The organism is Sandarakinorhabdus sp. FBCC-B8862, from assembly GCF_059745315.1.
In genome coordinates, this window is the sequence record NZ_CM185574.1 from 2608772 (window position 1) to 2629143 (window position 20372).

The 20372-nt window shown below is 59.4% G+C and carries 20 protein-coding genes and 1 tRNA gene; 12 read left to right on the top strand and 9 right to left on the bottom strand.

Going from position 1 to position 20372, the window contains the following annotated elements; all coding sequences use genetic code 11:
* Positions 1–95 precede the first annotated feature (95 nt).
* The gene (locus AC6BOR_RS12580; RefSeq protein WP_498058736.1) at positions 96–965 is read right to left on the bottom strand and encodes an N-formylglutamate amidohydrolase; all 870 of its coding nucleotides are present in this window, start codon (positions 963–965) and stop codon (positions 96–98) included.
* Between the two features lie 116 nt (positions 966–1081).
* On the opposite strand from AC6BOR_RS12580, the gene AC6BOR_RS12585 reads away from it, so the two are divergent.
* From AC6BOR_RS12585 to AC6BOR_RS12625, 9 genes are all read left to right on the top strand, one after another.
* Positions 1082–1156 (top strand) — tRNA-Val (locus AC6BOR_RS12585).
* 149 nt (positions 1157–1305) lie between these two features.
* Positions 1306–2292, top strand: a complete 987-nt coding sequence (locus AC6BOR_RS12590) for a site-specific integrase (RefSeq protein WP_498058737.1) — start codon at positions 1306–1308, stop codon at positions 2290–2292.
* Positions 2293–2294: 2 nt separating this feature from the next.
* Positions 2295–2897 (top strand): hypothetical protein, encoded by a 603-nt coding sequence (locus AC6BOR_RS12595; protein WP_498058738.1) that lies wholly within the window; start codon positions 2295–2297, stop codon positions 2895–2897.
* Between the two features lie 61 nt (positions 2898–2958).
* Positions 2959–3393 carry a hypothetical protein gene (locus AC6BOR_RS12600; RefSeq protein ID WP_498058739.1) on the top strand — a complete coding sequence of 145 codons (435 nt, stop codon included), beginning with the start codon at positions 2959–2961 and terminating at the stop codon, positions 3391–3393.
* A complete protein-coding gene (locus AC6BOR_RS12605) occupies positions 3390–3713 on the top strand; it encodes a 3'-5' exonuclease family protein (RefSeq protein ID WP_498058740.1) in 324 nt (107 codons plus the stop codon). Before AC6BOR_RS12600 ends, AC6BOR_RS12605 begins: the two co-directional genes overlap by 4 nt.
* A gap of 133 nt (positions 3714–3846) precedes the next feature.
* On the top strand, positions 3847–4413 hold the full coding sequence (locus tag AC6BOR_RS12610) for an SAM-dependent DNA methyltransferase (RefSeq protein ID WP_498058741.1): 567 nt from the start codon (positions 3847–3849) through the stop codon (positions 4411–4413).
* A 9-nt stretch (positions 4414–4422) separates the two neighbouring features.
* Positions 4423–6003, top strand: a complete 1581-nt coding sequence (locus tag AC6BOR_RS12615; RefSeq protein ID WP_498058742.1) for an Eco57I restriction-modification methylase domain-containing protein — start codon at positions 4423–4425, stop codon at positions 6001–6003.
* Positions 5996–8527: a GIY-YIG nuclease family protein gene (locus tag AC6BOR_RS12620; RefSeq protein ID WP_498058743.1), complete on the top strand. Its 2532-nt coding sequence runs from the start codon at positions 5996–5998 to the stop codon at positions 8525–8527. Before AC6BOR_RS12615 ends, AC6BOR_RS12620 begins: the two co-directional genes overlap by 8 nt.
* Positions 8528–8606: 79 nt before the next feature.
* A complete protein-coding gene (locus AC6BOR_RS12625; protein WP_498058744.1) occupies positions 8607–9257 on the top strand; it encodes a hypothetical protein in 651 nt (216 codons plus the stop codon).
* 44 nt (positions 9258–9301) lie between these two features.
* Here the strand turns inward: AC6BOR_RS12625 and AC6BOR_RS12630 are convergent, their stop codons facing one another.
* The gene (locus AC6BOR_RS12630) at positions 9302–9868 is read right to left on the bottom strand and encodes a tyrosine-type recombinase/integrase (protein WP_498058745.1); all 567 of its coding nucleotides are present in this window, start codon (positions 9866–9868) and stop codon (positions 9302–9304) included.
* Positions 9869–10696: 828 nt separating this feature from the next.
* On the opposite strand from AC6BOR_RS12630, the gene AC6BOR_RS12635 reads away from it, so the two are divergent.
* Complete coding sequence (locus AC6BOR_RS12635) at positions 10697–10981, top strand: DUF6626 family protein (protein WP_498060660.1); 285 nt, start codon at positions 10697–10699, stop codon at positions 10979–10981.
* On the opposite strand, the gene AC6BOR_RS12640 is transcribed toward AC6BOR_RS12635, so the two are convergent.
* Positions 10943–12093, bottom strand: a protein-coding gene (locus tag AC6BOR_RS12640) for an IS3 family transposase (protein WP_498058251.1) whose coding sequence is annotated in 2 segments (ribosomal slippage) — positions 10943–11841 and positions 11841–12093 — 1152 coding nt in all. Because the reading frame shifts where the segments join, the coding sequence is not laid out codon by codon here. The genes AC6BOR_RS12635 and AC6BOR_RS12640 overlap by 39 nt on opposite strands.
* A gap of 755 nt (positions 12094–12848) precedes the next feature.
* Here AC6BOR_RS12640 and AC6BOR_RS12645 point away from each other — a divergent pair.
* On the top strand, positions 12849–13541 hold the full coding sequence (locus AC6BOR_RS12645) for a hypothetical protein (protein ID WP_094473505.1): 693 nt from the start codon (positions 12849–12851) through the stop codon (positions 13539–13541).
* 204 nt (positions 13542–13745) lie between these two features.
* Here AC6BOR_RS12645 and AC6BOR_RS12650 read toward each other — a convergent pair whose 3' ends face one another.
* Positions 13746–14747: a fumarylacetoacetate hydrolase family protein gene (locus AC6BOR_RS12650; protein ID WP_498058746.1), complete on the bottom strand. Its 1002-nt coding sequence runs from the start codon at positions 14745–14747 to the stop codon at positions 13746–13748.
* A gap of 88 nt (positions 14748–14835) precedes the next feature.
* Between AC6BOR_RS12650 and AC6BOR_RS12655 the strand changes: the two genes are divergently transcribed.
* On the top strand, positions 14836–16050 hold the full coding sequence (locus tag AC6BOR_RS12655; protein WP_498058747.1) for an acyl-CoA dehydrogenase: 1215 nt from the start codon (positions 14836–14838) through the stop codon (positions 16048–16050).
* Here the strand turns inward: AC6BOR_RS12655 and AC6BOR_RS12660 are convergent.
* The 5 genes from AC6BOR_RS12660 to AC6BOR_RS12680 all read right to left on the bottom strand — a co-directional run bounded on the left by AC6BOR_RS12660 (position 16047) and on the right by AC6BOR_RS12680 (position 20348).
* A complete protein-coding gene (locus AC6BOR_RS12660) occupies positions 16047–17207 on the bottom strand; it encodes a glycosyltransferase (RefSeq protein ID WP_498058748.1) in 1161 nt (386 codons plus the stop codon). The genes AC6BOR_RS12655 and AC6BOR_RS12660 overlap by 4 nt on opposite strands.
* Before the next feature lie 92 nt (positions 17208–17299).
* Positions 17300–17839, bottom strand: coding sequence for a DUF2141 domain-containing protein (locus AC6BOR_RS12665; RefSeq protein ID WP_498058749.1), 540 nt, complete (start codon positions 17837–17839; stop codon positions 17300–17302).
* A complete protein-coding gene (locus AC6BOR_RS12670) occupies positions 17836–18759 on the bottom strand; it encodes a hypothetical protein (protein ID WP_498058750.1) in 924 nt (307 codons plus the stop codon). Before AC6BOR_RS12670 ends, AC6BOR_RS12665 begins: the two co-directional genes overlap by 4 nt.
* A 137-nt stretch (positions 18760–18896) precedes the next feature.
* On the bottom strand, positions 18897–19610 hold the full coding sequence (locus AC6BOR_RS12675) for a DUF2334 domain-containing protein (protein ID WP_498058751.1): 714 nt from the start codon (positions 19608–19610) through the stop codon (positions 18897–18899).
* A 3-nt stretch (positions 19611–19613) separates the two neighbouring features.
* Positions 19614–20348, bottom strand: a complete 735-nt coding sequence (locus AC6BOR_RS12680; RefSeq protein ID WP_498058752.1) for a 3'(2'),5'-bisphosphate nucleotidase CysQ — start codon at positions 20346–20348, stop codon at positions 19614–19616.
* Positions 20349–20372 lie beyond the last annotated feature (24 nt).

The following is a 20372-nucleotide window of genomic DNA, read 5'->3' on the forward strand; positions in this document are numbered from 1 at the left end:
CTGCTGCCCGTGGCAATGCCTGCCACTGTCCCCGATGGGCTTTTCGCCCAGACCCTGGCCGCGCCGGTTTCCCCCACCGGCGCGGCCTTTTCGGATTATTCGGCCGCCATTGCCCAGCCTGGCTGCACGGCAAGCTGAGGCCAGCTGGCCACCAGTTGCTGCACCAGCGCCGTCAGGCTGGCGCGCACCCGCACTGCCCCGCCGGTGAGGATCAGCCGCTGCGGATCAAGATAAAGGCTGCGGCAGATTTCGATCTGAACGGCGTGGATGCCCACCGCGGGCCGGCCATGATGATGGGTGGTATAGCCGCCGGCATAGGGGTGATTGCGCGCCACCCGCCAGCCGGCGCGGCGGAAATGATCCTCGATCGCCGCCATGATGGCCGGGTGGGCTGCCAGGCCGTGGCAATCGCCCAGCACGATCTGCGGCGGGCGTGGACCCTGCGGCTGCGGCATGCTGTGCACATCCAGCAGCAGCGCTGCACCGTGCGCCGCCCGTGCCGCCGCAAGCTGGTCCGCGATCAAGGCGTGCCAGGGCCGGTGATGGCCATCAAGCCGCCGCTGCGCCTCTGCCGGATCGAGCCGGCGGGCATAGATCTCCTGCCCCATCGCTGCCAGCCGCGGGATCACGCCCAGGCCGGCGGCGACGCGTGGGCCGGGTGTGACCGGCAGCGGCAACGGCCCATCGAACAGGCCGGGATCAAGCTCGTCGGCGGCGCGGTTCAGGTCAAGCCAGCTGCGCGCATGGGTGGCGGCCAGCACCGGCACGCCGGCAATGCCGTCCAGCAGCGCATCGACCAGCGCATCTTCCGCCCGCCTGAGTTCGGCCAGGCTGAGCCGGGACGCCGCCAGGAAGGCCGCCGGATAATGGCGGCCGCTGTGCGGGGAGGTGACCAGCACCGGCCAGCGGCCATCGCCATCGCCAGTGAGGCGCCAGGGCGGCGGGGTGGAGGAGCGCATGGCCATCCCCGCCACTGCTACGCCAGCCGGCCTTGCCACGCAAAGCTTTGTCTTTGCCGCAGGCGGTGGCTGGAATCAGGCTTGCCAAGCCCGGCAACTGCCACTAACAGGCGCTCTCCCGTGGACGCGTAGCTCAGTGGTAGAGCACTGTGTTGACATCGCAGGGGTCGCAGGTTCAATCCCTGCCGCGTCCACCATTATCTTACATATTGTCACCACGACAGAAAACGCTGTGAAAACAGTGTTCTAAGTTGCTCGTGACGATGTGAGAGACGGTGTCAGTGAGCCTGTCACACCATTGTTTCCGATGCTGAAAATCACAACAGCATCACGATGGGCTTGAAATTTGGCCACAATCTCAAAGCGAAAGCACGGCTACTGCGTCCAGATTCGTCGCAAGGGCTTTGAGCCGATCAGCAGAACGTTCCCGACACGCTCCCAAGCTGAGCAGTGGGCGAGGGATGAGGACAGGAAGCGCGTCTCCCAGCGTGGGAAGCGATTGCTTTTGAACCCCCGCAAAATCACCCTGCGTGAGCTGCTCACACGCTACCAATCCAGCGTGACGCCCAACAAGCTGAGTCACGAGAGCGAAGCATATCGAATCAACAAGTTGCTTCGGGCTCCCGTGTGTGACCTGACGCTTTTTGACCTCACCCCCAATGCTATCGCGAGCTATCGCGACGAGCGATTGAAGGAAGCGCAGGCCGCCACTGTTTGCCGTGAAATCCATTTGATCAAGCACGCCCTCACCATCGCCAAGAATGAGTGGGGCTATGATCTGGGGGAGAATGTGGTGGACAAGGTGAAGCTCCCCCGCATTCGCAACGCTCGGAGCCGTCGTGTCAGCGACCATGAGATCGAGAGGATTGTTTTACACCTAACTGAGCTTGGCCGTGACGATGTGATTTTGGTGGTCAGGTTTGCGCTGGAAACAGCCATGCGTCGTGGCGAGCTTCTTGCCCTGGAATGGAAGCATGTGGACCTCAAGCGGCACACGGCGCATTTGCCCAAAACCAAGAACGGCCACGCAAGGACAGTGCCACTCACCAGAACGGCCGTTCAGCTCTTGAGCAGCATGGATAGGCGTCAGGGCCGTGTGTTCAGCGTGACCTCAGATGCGCTGAAAATGTGCTGGCGCAGGATGGTGGACAAGCTCGACCTGAGCGACGTTCACTTCCACGATCTGAGGCACGAAGCCATTTCGCGCTTCTTTGAGATGGGCTTGAGCATGCCTGAGGTTGCCTTGATCAGCGGCCACCGTGATCCGCGCATGTTGCTGCGCTACACCCATCTGGTGCCGTTCAAGCTGGCCGAGAAACTCGCTGCGATGTGAAAGTGAAGGAGCCTTTTCCTAGCCACTTTACTGAGAATGCTGTTTTAGGCACTGTAGCGAACATGCATACACTCGCCGACCCTGCTGCTTATTTATCTGAGCATTATGTTTACGAAATCAACATGCTGCGAGCAATATACCGAGCACTACCTTCTGCTTTAGCTAACAGAAGCAGCAGTGAGCAGCATGCCTGTACTGCAAACGCCTTGATGGAAGCATTCTGCATCCATGCGCGTGCCTTGCTGGACTTCTACCAGTGTAATCCTAAACAGGATGACGTGGTGGCATCAGACTTCACTCAATCTGGCTTATTTGTTGCAAATGCGACTGTTCAATTGCCCTCTGACATACGAAACCGCATGAACAAGCAAATTGCGCATCTTACTGGTGGACGGGAAGGTGCCTCAAAAATCGATGAAAATGACAGAACTAATTTGCTAAGCGCCATAGAAGCAGATCACGCATCATTCAAAAGTGTCATTGACCCCCAATATGCAAATTGTTTTGCCAACGAGGTGCCTGCTGTCCAATTTATTAATGTATCTGGTTTATCATCTGCAACCAATGAAGTAAAAACTGTCGCGTCAGGTCAAAGCAGTACATAAATTAATTTGAAAGAACGCATTTGCATAGATGATAAATACACTCAGATAGGAGTGATTTATCATGGAGATGAGGGAAGAGCTGAAGCGGTGGATTGCTGTCGTTTTGAAGGATGCGGAACAGGCAGACAGCAAGGTCATCAAGAAGGATGCCAAGCTTTTTCTCGACACGGCGCATAGCTTCATCGATCTGCTGGCGAACAGGAATGAAACGCTGCGTCGCCAGTGTCGTCCCCGCAAAGCGCCTGCTCCCAGCCCAGCCCCTTCAAAGCCCCACAAGCAGCCTGCGAAGCCTGATCGCAGTGATGACACCCCGAACCCCGAAACTGGCGCTAAGGACCGCGCACAGGAGCTCTCAGGGGTGCAGCAGGGGATTCAGCAAGCGTTGCGGCAACGGCCAGCGCCCATGACAGACAAGCGCGCGCTGCGTCAGCAGACATATGGTGGGATGGACGATGACAAGCGATTGCGCGTCGCGGCACAGGGGCTGACGCGATGACGAGCGAGCTCCATCAAAGTCTGTTCGATCTCTACATGATTGGCGGTCTCGAAGCCGTGAAGCTGGGCGCACGAGGGATCAAGCGCGAACTGCTCGTCCGCTTTGAGACATCTGGGCTGACGTCCGACACAGGCGAGATCATCCACTTCTACGCCGTCAATCGCTGGGACGAGGACGACGAGTTTGATGAGTGGGCCAGGCCATTGGTGCCACTGTCACCTGAGGCAGAGCGCATCGTTGGCGTCACGACTGAGCAGCTTGCGCGCTGTCGTCCGAGTGAGGCTGTTCTGCGCGACTTTATGGACTTCATGTCGGCCTAAATCATTGTTAAAACGGTATCTTCATGCCACATTGGACATGCTCCGTTCCCATCGATAACGTCCCCTGCGTATGTCCCTAATCAAATCAAAAAGGCGCGTTGCCGATCACGGAGAGGTGTTCACACCGCACTGGTTGGTCGAGAAGATGCTCGATCTGGTGAAGGGTGAAACCGAACGGATTGACTCGCGCTTTCTCGAACCAGCGTGCGGTAGCGGCAACTTCCTCGTGCCCATCTTGCAGCGCAAGCTGGCAGCGGTTGAGCTGAAGTTTGGCAAATCCGAGTTCGACAAGAGGCATTATGCACTGCTCGGTTTGATGTGCTGCTATGGCATCGAGCTTCTGACCGATAATATCGACGAATGCCGCGCCAACATGCTTGGAGTGTTTGCAGATTATCTTGGTATCGGCGAGACTGATGATCTCTATCGGGCAGCAAGCTTTGTGTTGACGCTCAATCTCATCAACGGCGACGCTATGACGATGAAGGATGCGAAGGGGCAACCGATCAACGTGGTGGAGTGGGGCTATCTTGGCAAAGGCAAGTTTCAGCGTCGCGATTTCCGTTTGGATGTGCTGACAGGCATGTCCAGCTTCGCCGCCGAAGATTCCTTGTTCGCCCATTTGGGCAAGCACGAGATATTCACCCCAACCTCGTCCTATCCACCCGCGACCATTCGTGATCTCGCTGGCATGGCATAAGGGAAGAGCATGAGCGAACTGGCGAGTTTTGCCCTGCGCGGGCGCAACCCCGATGTGCTGACCTGCATTGCCAATCTGTCGAACGATGAAGTTTTTACGCCCCCAGAGTTTGCCAATCGCATGCTCGACACACTGGCCCAGGCGTGGGCTGAGCGTCATGATGGTGCTGACATATGGTCGGACAGCTCGGTTCGCTTTCTCGACCCGTTCACCAAGTCGGGTATCTTTTTGCGCGAGATCGCCACTCGGCTAATCAAGGGGCTCGAAGCTGAAATCCCCGACCTTCAGGAGCGCGTCGATCATATTCTGACCAAGCAAGTTTTTGGTATCGCCATCACGCGTCTGACCAGTCTGCTGGCCCGCCGCAGCCTGTATTGCTCGAAATTTGCAAACGGGCTGCATTCCGTCTCGACCAAGTTCGAGAATGAGAGCGGCAATATCTGGTTTGAACGGATGGAGCACACTTGGGACGGGGAAAAATGCAAGTTTTGTGGGTCGCCTAGGCGTGTGCTTGATCGTGGCGAAGAGCTGGAAACACACGCCTATGCGTTCATTCACACTGACAACATTAGGGCTCGCATAGCCGAGTTGTTCGGAGACAATATGCAATTTGATGTAATCATAGGAAATCCGCCATATCAGTTAAAGGGTGGCGGTGGCGGAACTAATGACTCATCGATTTATCATTTGTTTGTGGAACAAGCGATTGATTTGGAACCTCGCTTTCTCGTGATGGTCATTCCCTCAAGATGGCTTGCTGGGGGCAGAGACATGGGGCCGTTTCGGCAGAGGATGTTTAGCGACGGACATATTCGGGAATTTGTAGATTATACTAAAATGAGCACGGCCTTTCCTGGCGTAGATTTTGAGGGTGGGGTTGGATACTTCCTGTGGGATCGTGATAATTCGGGACCTTGTCGATACACACTTTTTCAAGGCGAGGAGCAACTGCCAGCAATCGAGCGCAAGCTTGATGATCATGACGTGTTTGTCAGAGACACGCGAGCTTTGTCGATTTTGAACAAGGTCCTCGAAAAAAAGGAATCTTCGCTGTCAGAAATTATCAGTGGAGATACCCCATTCGGTCTTGCCACAAACTTCGCCCATTACCATCAAAAAGAAGCAGAAAACTGCCTGCCGCTCTACATGACGATAAAGGGAAAGCGCACCAAGGCATGGGTTAACGATAATTTTGTTAAGAAAAATCGCCATCTTATCTCAGGTTGGAAGTTGCTCCTTCCTGAAGCATATGGTGAGCGTGGAGCAATTCCCGCAATGGTTTTGGGGCCACCGATTATTGCGGGTCCAAATTCCGTCTGCACTCAAACCTATCTTGTAGCAGGGCCTTTCCAGTCAGAAAATGCCGTAAAAAGTTTTGAAACTTATTATCGGACGAGGCTGTTTCGATTCTTAGTTTCGCTGCGAAAAATTACCCAGCACGCATTACGATCAACCTATTCGTGGGTTCCTCAGCAATCGTGGGACCAAAATTGGACCGATCAAATTCTATATGCGAAGTATGGTATCACGATGGAGGAAGCTTCTTACATCGAACAGATGATCCGTCCAATGGACAGTGCCGATGCCTAGACCCATCGAAGAGATTCTCCCTCCAAAGCCAGAAGCGTCTCCCCGCATCTACGCTTACTCAATCCAGAGCAGTTCGCATCAAGGGCTGCTCAAGATTGGGCAGACGACCCGCGACGTGAAGCAGCGCATTGCAGAGCAGGTCAAGACTGCCGCCATCGCGTTCAAGATTGAACTGGATGAGCCTGCCGCGCGCGATGATGGCTCGGTGATTACCGATCACGCTGTAAGGGCCACGCTCAAAAAAAAAGGTTTTGAGAACCCGCAGCTCGAATGGATGCGCTGTTCGGTTGCCGATATTCGAACCGTTCTGACCGAGCTCCGAACGGGCCAAAAGCTTTCAGAAAACCGCAGTGAGACGTTCCCACCGCGACGCGAGCAAGCTGACGCTGTTGAGAAGACCTACGCCTATTTCACGTCCATCTGGCGAGAGGATGCGAAGGCGGTGCCGCGTTTCCTGTGGAACGCAAAGATGCGTTTTGGGAAGACCTTCACCAGCTATCAGCTTGCCAAAAAGCTGGGCGCCAAGCGCGTCCTTGTCGTCACCTTCAAGCCCGCTGTGGAAGATGCCTGGCAGACGGACCTTGAGTCGCACGTGGATTTTGAAGGCTGGCAGTATCTCTCACGCAAGTCTGATAGCGACCCAACCCAGATTGATCCCAGCAAGCCTGTTGTCTATTTTGGCTCGTTCCAAGACCTGCTGGGGCGAGACAAAACCACAGGCGCGATCAAGCCCCGCAACGAGTGGCTGCACACGATCAACTGGGATCTGGTCGTGTTCGATGAGTATCATTTCGGGGCTTGGCGCGACACAGCGAAAGAGCTGTTTGAAGGGGAGGACGACGCCAAGCGCGAAGCGAAGCTGGAATATGATGCTGGCCTGGACGAGGTGAATGACGATCTCAGCGAGATATCGGCCAACGAAGCGATCTTTCTGCCCATCACCACTCGCGCCTATCTCTACCTGTCGGGCACACCGTTCAAAGCGCTGGCAACGGGCGAGTTTATCGAAGAGCAAATCTTCAACTGGACCTACACCGACGAGCAGAGAGCCAAAGCCGAGTTTGCGGCCGAACATCCCGACAAGCGCAACCCATACGCTGCGCTGCCTCAGATGCGCCTGCTCACCTATCAGATGCCCGACGAGCTGTTGGCAATCGCCAGCGCTGGCGAGTTCGACGAGTTCGACCTGAACGAGTTTTTCGCCGCGAAAGGCACGGGCAAGAACGCGACCTTCACGCACAAGAGCGACGTGCAAAAGTGGCTTGAGATCATTCGCGGGGCCTATGTTCCGCAGACGGTGGATAGCTTGAGGTCGGGAACGCGACCGCCATTTCCATATTCAGACGCGCGCCTGCTGCCCTATCTCCAGCATTCGTTCTGGTTCCTGCCCAACGTTGCGGCCTGTCATGCAATGGCGAACTTGCTGGCAGAGCGGCACAACGTCTTCTGGCATGGCTACACGGTCATTCTGGCCGCTGGCTCGCAGGCGGGAATTGGCCTCGATGCGGTTCCGCCTGTGCGTCGGGCGATCGGCAATGGCTTCGACACCAAAACCATCACGCTCTCATGCGGGAAGCTGACAACAGGGGTCACGATCCCGCAGTGGTCATCGATCTTGATGCTGCGCAATCTGAAATCGCCAGAGACATACTTCCAAGCCGCATTCCGCGTGCAATCGCCCTGGTCGATCAAGAACCCTCATGGCGACAATCCCAACGAGGAAGAGATCATCAAGCCCGTGTGCTTCGTGTTCGACTTTGCACCGACACGGGCGCTGAGGCAGCTGTCTGACTATGGCATCGGCCTGTCACCTGGAGAGACCAATCCTGAGAACGCCGTGAGAGAGCTGGTGTCGTTCCTGCCCGTGCTTGCCTACGATGGGGCAAACATGACCCAGATCGATGCTGGCGGCATTCTCGATATCGCTATGGCTGGCACATCGGGGACGCTGCTTGCGCGCAAGTGGGAGTCAGCTCTGCTGGTGAACGTCGATAACGACACGTTGCGCCGTGTTCTCGACAATCCAGAAGCAATGGCAGCTGTCGAACGCATCGAGGGCTGGCGGGCGCTTGGGGACAATATCATTGAGACCATCATCAACAAGAATGAGAAGGTGAAGGAGCTCAAGGGAAAGGAGAAGCGAGAGGGTCTGTCTCCGAAGGAAAAGAAGGAGCTGACCGAAGAGGAAAAGGAATACAAATCGAAGAGGAAGCTTGTTCAGGAAAAGCTGATCAAGTTCGCGACGCGCATTCCAGCGTTCATGTATCTCACGGACTTCAGAGAGAACACGCTTCAAGACGTGATCACGAAGCTTGAGCCTGACCTGTTTCAGTCGGTGACGGGCCTATCTGTCGGTGATTTTCATCTGCTTGTGCGGTTGAAGGTGTTCAACACGGAGAAGATGAATCAGGCGGTGTTCGCATTCCGTCGATATGAAGACGCATCCTTGCGCTACACAGGGATCGAGAGCCACAAGGGGCTAACGCATTATGGGCTTTACGACACCGTCGTCGCAAAGGATTGACTGTCTGCGCTAGCGATGTTCATTGTCGGAGCGATGACGAGTCGCAAGAATTCAAGTTTGTAAGTGTTGGGGGAGTAGTATGAACCGTGAATTTCTCGTTGCTCTGACTGCAGGGGCTTTATTGTTGGGGGGATGCGGTTCTAATAAAAGCAATGAGGACGTTGCGGAAAATGAAGAGGGCCCGTCACTGGCGACATCCTCTGAGGAAAGTGCAATAAAAGAAGAAGATAATAAGCTTCTAGAACTTGCCGATACGAGCAAGCCCATGAATGAAGCTTATCTACAAAAGTCAAAATCTGCCTTAAGGTGCGGTATGCTGTTTAATGTATTAAGGGCAGGATCTGTTTTTAATAACGAAAATTTTGACGCCGTTAAGGAATTTGCTTGGCCGCCTGAGGCTCTCAGCTTGGCGGGTATCACTTTAGATGATGCGCGCGAATTGGCCAGGAAAGAAGCGCAAGGCCCTGCTTATGACATGGCGTTTTTGTCGATTGCAAAGTGGTATTTCATCAATGCGAACCTCCGAGAAGAAAATCTCGAAACATTCGCAGCGAAGGAGCGCGAAGAGAGAAATCAAGACCTATTCCAACTCAAGGTTAGACTGTCAAAAATTGCAACTAAAGATGATTATATATCAACATTTAAGGCAATAAACAGCGCCGCTTCTAGCGAGAAGTGCGATTTGAATGAGAATGGACAGTTTGGTGATGCCGTAAAGAGTATGCAGTAGCGCTGAAGAGGCGGGGTTGTTTTCGTGAATAACGAATGGCCGACTTAAAGCGCATTCACGGCGCTCTTAATCTGATCGTCGGTTACGTCGCAGTAGAGTGCCGTCGTCTGGATCGATGAATGGCCCAGCGCAGTCTGAATCGTTCGCATTCCGATGCCAGCAGCATTCAAGCGCGTTGCGAACGTCCTGCGTCCTGAGTGCGAGCTCGTCCTGATGCCAGCTGCTTCATAGATCGCCTTGAAGCGCAGGCTCAGACTGACATTGCTGAAATGCCCACCAGTGCGTGTGCTGCGAATGAATGCCTTACTGTCATCGAGCTTCGCAAGCGTTGCCAGGTATGCGTTCAAGAGCTTCCTGAGTTCGTCGCTCACAAAAACGCGCCGCGAGCGATTGCCCTTCGTCTGATGCTTGCTGAGATTGATGACCTCGACAGCCTTGCCATCAAGCCCGCGCACATCGCCGATCGTCAATGCAGCAATCTCTCCGACACGCATCCCCGCCATGATGCTCAGCGCCAGCGCCACCCTATCCCGCATGCCGTTGCTGCCCGTTTCAGCGATACGCATAACGCGCTTGATCTCGTCCTTGCTGAGCACCTTTGCCTTCGCCATCTGTCTGCCTTTCATAAAGAAAAGTGATGGCAGACATATAAATTAATCAGTGCGATGGTCCTACCGAAAAGGTAGATAGTTCAATATCTTGGTTTTCAAATACCTATCTTGTTTTCGTAAACTTCTATGTATTTGTTTATATCGCGACATCGAGTGGGTATGGCTTTTCATTTGAGATGAATATCATGTGTCCCAGCGTCGCTGTTCCACATTCGCTTGCTGCTATGTTCGCTTCGCTACGCTTCTCTCACATACGCAGCAGCGATGGATTTACGATTTGAAAGACTAAATGATTTTCCTGCTGATTATCGGTTCGGGGTGGGCATTCAATAGGGAGCAAAGCCATTGCCCCTTCGGGCAATGACAGAACAGGCGTTCAATGAGGTATGCCTTGAGCGATATGGACGAAACTCAGTGCGAAGCTGAGAAGAGGTAGGTTTTGCGATCACCTTTTACACGCCGTCAGACGCAGATGCTGCCAGCTCATATCGCGGCTATGGGCAGCTCTCTTGTGGGTTTAATGTTTTTCCCACTCACTTTGAGTCTTAATGGGGTATCTTGATAGGTAACTCATTACTGAGGACTCAACCGTTACGACATCGCAAACGCTACGAGCCATTGGGCTGTCGTTTCAGGCATCCATCGTGAGATGGGTAGTGCGATGAAGACGAGTAGTGAGACCCTCGATTTGCTTACCGTCACACATCAGAACGGACTTCGCAGCGCAATGCAATCGGCGCGCCAACCTTAACCTCACTTGTGATAAATACAGAGAGCCTATCAGTCTCTCTATGTCGCATGTCTATTTATCACAGGATGAAACAAACGATGAAAAAACAACTTATTTTGGAGATTTTCGATTTGCTAAAGGAAAAGAAGATTACGGACAATGAGAGCGAGTTTAGCGAACATTGGCTTGGGCACAGTGAGGGCTATATGCGTAAACTCAGGTCAGCTCGGTCAGAGCCAAGCCTCGGCGCGGTAGCGATTTGCGCGAGTCGCCTGCTCAATGCGTCCGACCAGTTCAGCCGCGTGCCGCGATACAGTGTGACGTGCACCCCTGATTGGTACCGATCAGAAGTAGAGTCCTGTGCTTTGATGGCTGATGGTTGATGTGATGGCAACGGGGTTGGGGGCATGCCCCCAACCCCGTTGGCCGGCGATCTCGGCAGGGGCGCATCCGCCCAGTTTCGAGTGCGGCCTGACGGTGTTGTAGTCGTGCTTCCAGGCCGCGAGGATCGATCTGGCGTGCGCCAGCGATGTGAACAGGGTCTCGTTCAGGCATTCGTCGCGCAGCCGGCCATTGAAGCTCTCCACGAAGGCGTTCTGCGTCGGCTTGCCCGGCATGATGTAGTGCCATTCCACCTGCCGCTCCTGTGACCAGCGCAGGATGGAGGTCGAGGTCAGTTCGGTGCCATTGTCGCTGACCACCGTCAGCGGCTTGCCGCGGACGGCCGCCAAGCTGTCCAACTCCCGCGCCACCCTTGCACCGGACAGCGACGTGTCGGCCACCAGCGCCAGGCACTCACGCGTGAAGTCGTCGACCACGCACAGGATGCGGAAGCGCCGGCCGCAGGCGAACGCATCACTGACGAAGTCGAGTGACCAGCGCTGGTTCGGCCCCTGCGGCATCGTCATAGGTGCCCTGGTGCCCAACGCCCGCTTGCGGCCGCCACGGCGGCGCACCTTCAACCCTTCTTCCCGGTAGATCCGCAGGAGCTTCTTGTGGTTCGGCGCATGCCCTTCGCGCGCCAGCAGATACCCCAGGCGCCGATAGCCGAACCGCCGCCGTTCGCCAGCCAGCTCACGCAACCTGGTGCGCAAGCCAGCATCATCGGGACGGGTCGGTTCATATCGAACCACCCGCCTCGCGACACCGATCAGACGACACGCCCGCCGCTCGCTCAGCCCGAACGTCTCCCGGGCATGGGCGACCGCATTCCGCTTCGCGTCGGGCGTCACCATTTTTTTGAGCTGATGTCTTTCAACACGGCGATATCCAGCATCGCCTCCGCCAGCAGCTTCTTCAGCTTGGCGTTCTCATCCTCCAGCGACCGAAGCCGCTTGGCCTCGGACACCTCCAGGCCACCGTACTTGGCCTTCCATTTGTAGAACGTCGCCGAACTGATCCCGTGCCGCCGGCAGACCTCGGCAGTCGCCATGCCCGCCTCCTGCTCCTTCACGATCCCAATGATCTGCTCGTCCGAAAACCTGCTCCGCTTCATGCGTCCGTCTCCTCGAGAAACGGACTCTACCCAAAAATGGGACCAATTCAGGGGTGCACGTCACCTTTCGAAACTGATCGATCCAATGTTCGTTGATGGCGCTGCAGGGAACAGATGGGTTTGCCATCCCTTCGATGTAATGAACCACATGCGCCAGTCGGGCCCGTATCGCCTCTTCAGACACACGATCTGGCGCGACCACCGTCAAATAGTCGGCGATTGCATCCAGGACGAGCTTGCCGTGGCTTTCCGGCAAGGGCTGACCACAGGAAGGGCAGATTGGCCGGCCACCGGTTTCTCTGAGGTAATAGACGTCTAGCGCTTGCTGCGCGGCTGCGACATCCGCCGTGCCCGTTGAAGCGCTGACTGTGCGTCCGCGCCCTGGGTCATACCAGAAGATATAATAGTTAGGGCTGCGCGCGGTCCCGTCGCCCCGCCGGTCGAGGTCGAGCCAATACGGGCCGCGCTGGTAGATGCCTTGCGATTTTCTTCTCGACATTTGTTATGCTCCTGCAGGGCCTCGTTCCTGGCGCCCGAAACGAGGGCATGAATGTTCAGGTCGATCATCACTTCGACCTCTCCGGGTGTAAGCGACAGCCGGCGGCCACTTTGCGCAGCAGACAGAAGCTTCCTGTCGATCGAAGCGATGGTCTTGAGTCGCTCTTCCACTGTCACTTCACTCTCCAAAAGCTAAGGATTAATCCGAACCTTAAACTCCTCTAGACACATCCGGCTTGGCATGCAAGAGAAAAGTTATGGATCAATCTTTGTCTGAAGTGGCCATCGGCTCGAAAGAGCTAGAACAGCTGCTGATCGCTATCAATGATGTGCCAGAAGAGGATCAGGCCGCGCTCACCTCGCGGTTGAAACTGCTCGCGCGCCTAGGTGTTCCCGATGCGCAGCGGGTCGGAACAGGGCGCAAGGCGCGCTTTGATCTGATCAGTGTCTTCCAGGTGGCAATCGCCGTGGAGATGATCCAGATGTCGCTGTCGACGGAAAAGGCCGCTCGGCTTCTGACATACGCTTGGCCAAGGGGACTATCGAACATCCTGTCCACCATAGGCCGTGCGCATCGCGGCCAGCTGACCGGGGAGAGCATTTATCCTGCGGTGATCACCCTCAGCCTCGAGCGCTTTGATGGGCTGACGAAATCCGATGACCCGAAGGCCGTGGAAGAGGAGCGGCGCCGGCAGTCACCCAATGGGAGGTTCACCCCAATCGTTGGCTATGGCCCTTTGCGGCGGGCGACCTCAGCCGAAGGTTATTTTGACCTTACGGATCCAATGAAGGCCAAACGGATCAGCGTGATCAATGCCAGCAGCCTTGCGCACCGGATTGGCGTGTACCTCGAGCGCACCAAAGTCATGACGCTTGCTGAGCTGCATGCTTGGTGCTTGGCATGTCCATATCAACGGCCAAACCCGGCCATGCACGATAGGGATGGGTAGCCCGTACGTTCCGGTGAAACTCCGGTGAGGAAGCGGCATGTTTTGCTATGTTCTTGATATGATTATGGTGTGTTTCGTGGCCAAGAATAGGCTAAGCCATTGAAATATAACACGCAAATGCCCTTCTTTTTGTGTTGACATCGCAGGGGTCGCAGGTTCAATCCCTGCCGCGTCCACCATTTTCCCCCATCGCTGTGTCGTACGTCAGGCCACCGTCTGTTCGATGGCGCCGAAGATGCTGTGGTGTTTTTCGTCCAGCATCTCGATGCGCACCACGTCGCCGGGGCTGAGCCAGCCGGTCTTGGGCGCGCCATCGCGGATGGTTTCGACCATGCGCTGTTCGGCGATGCAGGCATAACCACGGCCGCCAAGGGCCACCGGCCGGCCGGGGCCGCCGTCGGCATCGCGGTTTGATACCGTGCCCGATCCGATGATGCTGCCGGCGCCGATGTTGCGGGTCTTCGCCAAATGGGCGATCAGCGTGCCGAAATCGAACGTCATGTCGATGTGGGTTTCCACCCGGCCGAACGGCTGGCCATTCAGATCGATGCTGAGCGTGCCGATCAGCTTGCCATCCTGCCAGCGCGCACCCAGGGCTTCGGGCGTCACCAGCACGGGCGACAGGGCCGAGGCCGGCTTGGACTGCACGAAGCCGAAGCCCTTGGCCAGTTCATCGGGGATCAGCCCGCGCAGCGAGACATCGTTGACGAGGCCGACCAGCCGGATGGCGGCGAGCGCCTCTTCACGGCTGGCACCCTGGCGCACGTCGCCGGTCACCACCACCACCTCGGCCTCCAGATCCAGGCCCCAGGCCGGATCGTGGAACGGAATGGCGCAGCGCGGCGACAGGAATTCGTCGCTGCCGCCCTGATACATCAGCGGATCATGCCAGAAGCTGGCCGGCAGTTCGGCGCCGCGCGCTCGGCGCACCAGCTCGACATGGTTCACATAGGCGCTGCCATCGGCCCATTGGTAGGCGCGGGGCAGGGGGGCCGCCGCGTCCCGTTCATGGAAGCGCGCGTGCGGCACGGCATCGTGGGAGAGGGACAGCGCCACCCCTTCGAGCACCGGGGCAGCCCGGTCCCAATCGTCCAGCACCGATTGCAATGTGGGATACATGGGCGGCGGTGCGGCGCACCAGGCCAGATCTTCGGAAACGACGACCAACCGGCCATCCCGGCCGGATTTCAGGGATGCGAGCTTCATAATGCCTTGCTGAACCCGTTTGGCGCGGCTGGCAAGCCTTGGCGCGGCGCATTTGCCGGCTTAAGACAGGCCAAAAGGGAGTTTCACCATGGCCACTGCTGCCGCCGCAGATAACCAGCATTTCGCGCCGAAATGGCCGAAGTTCGATTGGGAAGACCCGCTGCTGCTGGCCAGCCAGCTGACCGAGGAAGAGGTGATGATCCGCGATGCGGCGCGCGCCTTTTGCGATGCGGAGCTGATGCCGGCGGTGAAGCTGGCCAACCGGCACGAGACGTTCGATCCCCAGCTGATGAAGAAGTTCGGCGCCGCCGGCCTGCTGGGCCCCACCATCAAGGGCTATGGCTGCGCCGGTGCGTCCTATGTCGCCTACGGCCTGATCGCGCGCGAGGTGGAGCGGGTGGATTCGGCCTATCGCTCGGCAATGAGCGTGCAGTCGTCGCTGGTGATGTATCCCATCTATGCCTACGGCTCCGAAGCACAGCGCGAACGCTATCTGCCTGGCCTGGCCAGTGGCGAGCTGATCGGCTGCTTCGGCCTGACCGAGCCCGATGCCGGCTCGGACCCGGCCGGGATGAAGACCCGCGCCAGGAAGGTGCAGGGCGGCTGGCTGCTCACCGGCGCCAAGATGTGGATAACCAATTCGCCGCTGGCCGATGTCGCCGTCGTCTGGGCCAAGTGCGAGGATGACAAGATCCGCGGCTTCATCGTGGAGCGCGGCGATGCCGGCTTCTCGACGCCCAAGATCGAAGGCAAGTTCTCGCTGCGTGCCGGCGTGACCGGGGAGATCGTGCTGGCCGATGTGCACTTGCCCGAGGAACGTATCCTGAAGGGCGTCGAAGGCCTCGCCGGCCCGTTCGGCTGCCTCAACAACGCGCGCTATGGCATCGCCTGGGGCGCGATGGGCGCGGCGGAGTTCTGCTGGCACGCCGCCCGGCAATATACGCTGGACCGCAAGCAGTTTGGCCGGCCGCTGGCCGCCACCCAGCTGGTGCAGAAGAAGCTGGCCGACATGCAGACCGAAATCACCCTGGGCCTGTGCGCGGCGCTGGCTGGCGGCAAGCTGATGGACGCGCACGCGCTCGCGCCGGAAGCCATTTCGCTGTTGAAGCGCAACAATTGCGGCAAGGCGCTCGCCATCGCCCGCGAGGCGCGCGACATGCACGGCGGCAACGGCATTTCCGATGAATATGGCGTGATCCGCCATGTGATGAACCTGGAAGCGGTCAACACCTATGAGGGCACGCACGATGTGCACGCCCTGATCCTCGGCCGCGCGCAGACCGGGTTGCAGGCGTTTTTCTAAGCGGCCTGGCGGCTGGCCAGCACCTCGGCATAGCCGGCGAACAGCGCCTCGAAATGCGCATCGATGGTGCGTGCACCGGGCGCGGCCGCAATGGCGCGGGCGCGCATGGCCGGCAGTTGCGGGATCGCCTCGGCAATCACGCCGGCCAGGCTGGCGGCATCAAGCGACGTGAAGGCAAGGCCCATGCCCGGTTCCAGCTGGTCATAGGCCGCACCCTGATCCGGCACGATCAGCGGCAGCCCGCTGGCCCGCGCCTCGGCGCAGGCGATGCCAAAGGTTTCGGCCGGGGCGCCGTGCACCATCATGTCGGCACTGGCGAGGATGCGGGCAAACTCCGCCCGGTCGCGTACCGGCGCGATCAGCTGGATATGCGGGTTTTCGCCCACGGCGCGCACGACGCTGGCGCGGCCATGGCCATCGCCCAGGATGATCAGACCCATCGGCCGGCCATAGCTGGCCGCCGTCACCCCGGCGATCACCATCGGCCATTGTTTTTCCGGGCTGTGCCGGCCCACGCCCACCAGCAGGGTCGCCTCGGGCGGCAGCGAACATTGTGCCAGCAGCCGCGCGCGCAAGCCCTCGTCGCGGTTGGCCGGGGAAAACACGCCGGGATCAACGCCCAGCGCATTGTCCACCACATGGGTCAGGCCGCCATCGCGCAGCCGCTTCGACAGGCTGGGCGCCGCCGAGATCACCTGATCATAACGCGCGTCGAGCCGGCGCAGATAGCGCCAGAACCAGTCAAAGCCGCGATCGATGGCCTGGCGCGGCAGGAAGCCATCCAGATAGCGATAAACCCAGGCCGACAGCGGTTCGGCATGCATGAACAGGCTGCGCGGCGCGGCGCCCGGCCAGTCCGCCACCGCCGCCGCACTGCCCCAGGGCGAGGAGCATTCGATGAAATCCGGCTGATATTCATCCAGCGCGGCGTGGATGATGCGGTCGCTGGCGAAATAGAAATAATTGCGGTCAAGCGGGAAGCGCGGGCTCTTGATGCTGATCAGCCGGGCCTTGCCCACCTCCCGCACGCCGTCCTCGGCACCGGGCACCACCACGGTCAGCCGCACGCCATGACGTTCCGCCACCTCCAGCTTGCGATGGGTATAGGTGCGGATACCGCCCCCATCGGGCGAATAAAGCGCGGAAATGTCGACCACATGCACGGCTGTGCGGTTCCTGCCGGAGCTGCCCTGCCGTCCATTGGCGGCCGATGCCGCCCACGGTCAACCCCCTTTGCGGCCAACGCTGCTCAATTTGCCGGACGATCGAGCGGGCCGAAACTGAACAGGCCGCGGCGATAGTTCAGGCGGATGCTGATATCAGTCAGGCCCGGCCCGGCGGGAAAGCGCACGGCTGCGGCCTTGGGCTTCGACAGGCCAAGCTTGGGGTTGTTGGGAAAGCCGACCCCATCGGTTGACAGGCCGAACTTGCGGTTCATGTCGCGATCATGCAGCAGGCTGAGCGTGTAATGGCCCGGACCCGGCACGCGGATGCACAATTGCACGGCGCCGGTTGGCGGCACCGGCATCTCCACGCGGCGGAATGTCTTGCCGGCGTTGATCAGGATATTGTCGTCCTCAAGGAAATCCTTGTCATTGTCGGGATAAAGCTCGGCCCGCATGTTGCCCTTGCGGTCCTTGAGCCCGACGATGGTGACGATCACCGCCGGCCCGGCCTCGTTCGGGCGGCATTGGCCTTCGGCCTTGCCCAGATTGGGGTTGGATTCCACCTGCGCCTGCGCCGCTGCGGGCAGCAGGGCCAGCATCACCGCCAGCGCTACTTGCCTCATTTCTTGCGCCACCCCACCGCTTCGCTGCCCATCAGCAGCAGGCCCAGGCCAAGATGGGTGACCAGCAACAGGCTGGCCATCATCGCCATCAGCGTGCCCACTTCGGCATCATGGCCGATCATGAACACCGCCAGCGCGGCGAACACCACATCCTTGTTGGGCAGGAAGGGCAGGCGCGACAGCAGCATGCGCATGGCCGACAGCAGCACCCACAGCTCCCAGCTTTCGGCCGGCAGGGCGAGGTGCCAGCACCAGCCTGTGAGCACCAGCGTCGCCACCACGCGCAGCATCTGCACCGCCGTCACATGCCACAGATCGCGCGCCGGCAGGCTGAACAATTTTTTCCGGAACAGCAGCACGCCCGATGAAATCACCAGCATCAGCACGACGGACCAGGTGAAGGCGCTGGAATCAATGCCTAGGTGCAGCGTGTCGAGCAGCGGATAGGCCATCACCATCAGGATCAGGGTGACGATATTGGCCGCCATCGCCGAGAGAATGGCGACATCCTTGACCGCACCAAAGGGTGCCGAGGTCATGCCGGTGCGCTGCCGCGCCCAGGTGTAGAAATAAAGATCGCCAACATAGCCGGTGATCAGTTCGTTGCCGATCAGCTTGCGCAACAGGGCCAGGAAACCGGAGGCCGGGATCTGCCACAGCCGGCGGAAGATGATGAAATCGCCCAGCGGCCCGGCAAAATAGGACAGGGCATACACCGCCCAGAAGCCGATGCCCGCCGGCACGATCGCCATCATGCGGGCAAAATCCACCTGTGCCAGTTGCACCAGCGCGGCGATGAGAACGGCAAGCGTGATGGCCGAACCCACCCACCACGTCCAGCCGCGCTCGCTGCGCGGCAGCGCGGGCAGCGTTTCCGGACCCAGGCTGGTGGGGGCGGCGCCGGCGTCACTCTGATACATGTCTGGCGCCAAATCCTCTGAACTCTTTTCGGCCTTACTGGGCCAATATGGCATTTTCGCGACGTCGGACAAGAGTGGCGACGGGGGTGGCGACGCAGGTGACCCGGGGGGAGGGCGCTCGTGCCCGTTGTCGTCGGTCATGTCAGCAGATCGCCATAGCGGGCGGGCCGGTGGCTGCGCGCCAGTCGGGCCAGGGTGGCGCTGATGCTGGTGCGGATGGCCGGCACTGTCACATCGCCGGGGTGCACCGCCACGCGCGCCACCGGCAGCGGCCGCAGCACATGCCGCCCCAGCGCCGCGACCGTCAGCGACGAGGCAATGCGCGCGCGCGACCGGCTGGCCCAGGTGATCACCGGTCCGCGCGCCAGCGTGGCGCCACCCGGCTGCCACACCCGCCAATGATCCTCGGCCAGCGCCAGCCCGCTCGCAGCCAGCGCCGTGTGGGTGCCGGCGCTGTAGAGCCAGGCCGGCGCGACGAACCCGGCCAGCGGCCGGCCCAAGATATCTTCCAGCAGCGCGCGCCCGCGCCCGATGCGATCGCCGGCCTCGGCGGCAGACAGGCCGGAAAACTCGCCCTCGCCGGCGGTCAGGTGGCGGGCGGCCAGGCTGGCCTGCACCGCATCACGGTGGCACCAGCCGTGCAGGAACATCTCGCAGCCGGCATCGGCCCAGGCCCGCAGCCGCGCCTGGAACGGCCGGTTGCCGGCAATCGGCGCCTTGCTCCAGTGATCGGGGATGACCAGCAGGGCGATCCGGTTGCCGACATGCGCCGAAAGCTGGTCGGCCAATTGGTCCACCGCGGCCTCGCTCAGCGGCGAGACATCATGGATCGAGGCGAGCAGCCGCCGCACCGGTCACAGCAGCGGGGCGATATGCGCCAGCAGCCGGTCGCGGTTTTCCATGTGGCAGATGAGGATATCGGGCGTCAGCGGCCGTTCCTGGTTGAATTTCAGCGCGCTGCCATCCAGCCGCGACACCCACAAGCCGGCGGCTTGGGCCACGGCAGCGGGCGCGCCGCTGTCCCACTCGTTCATGTCGCCCTGGTGCAGATAGACATCCACCTCGCCGCGCACCACGGCCAGTGTCTTCACGCCGGCGCTGCCCATCGGCACCAGTTCACCGCCCACGGTGGCGGCCAGCGCCTCGGCCATCGGCGCTGGCCGCGTGCGGCTGACAGCAAAGCGCAGGGCATCCGCCGGGGCCGGGATGGACGGCGGGTTGGCGGTGCAGAAACATTGATCCAGCGCCGGCTGCGCCACCGCGCCATCGGCGATGCGGCCATCGATACTCAGCGCGACATGCACCGCCCAGTCGTGCCGGTGCTCGCCATATTCGCGTGTGCCGTCCAGCGGATCGACCAGCCACACCCGCCGCGCCGCCAGCCGCGCCAGATCGGGCGCTTCCTCTTCCGACAATATGGCATCATCCGGCCGGGCGGCGCGCAGCGCATCCATCAGATAGCGGTTGGCGTCGGCATCGCCGGCCTTGCCGAGCGCCTTTCCCTCCAGGCCGCTGTCGCGGCGCAGGGCAAGCAGGATCTGGCCGGCTTCGGTGGCAAGCTGGCGGGCAAGTGCGGCATCGGTCATCATGGCTCCCTCCACTGGCAGGCACCT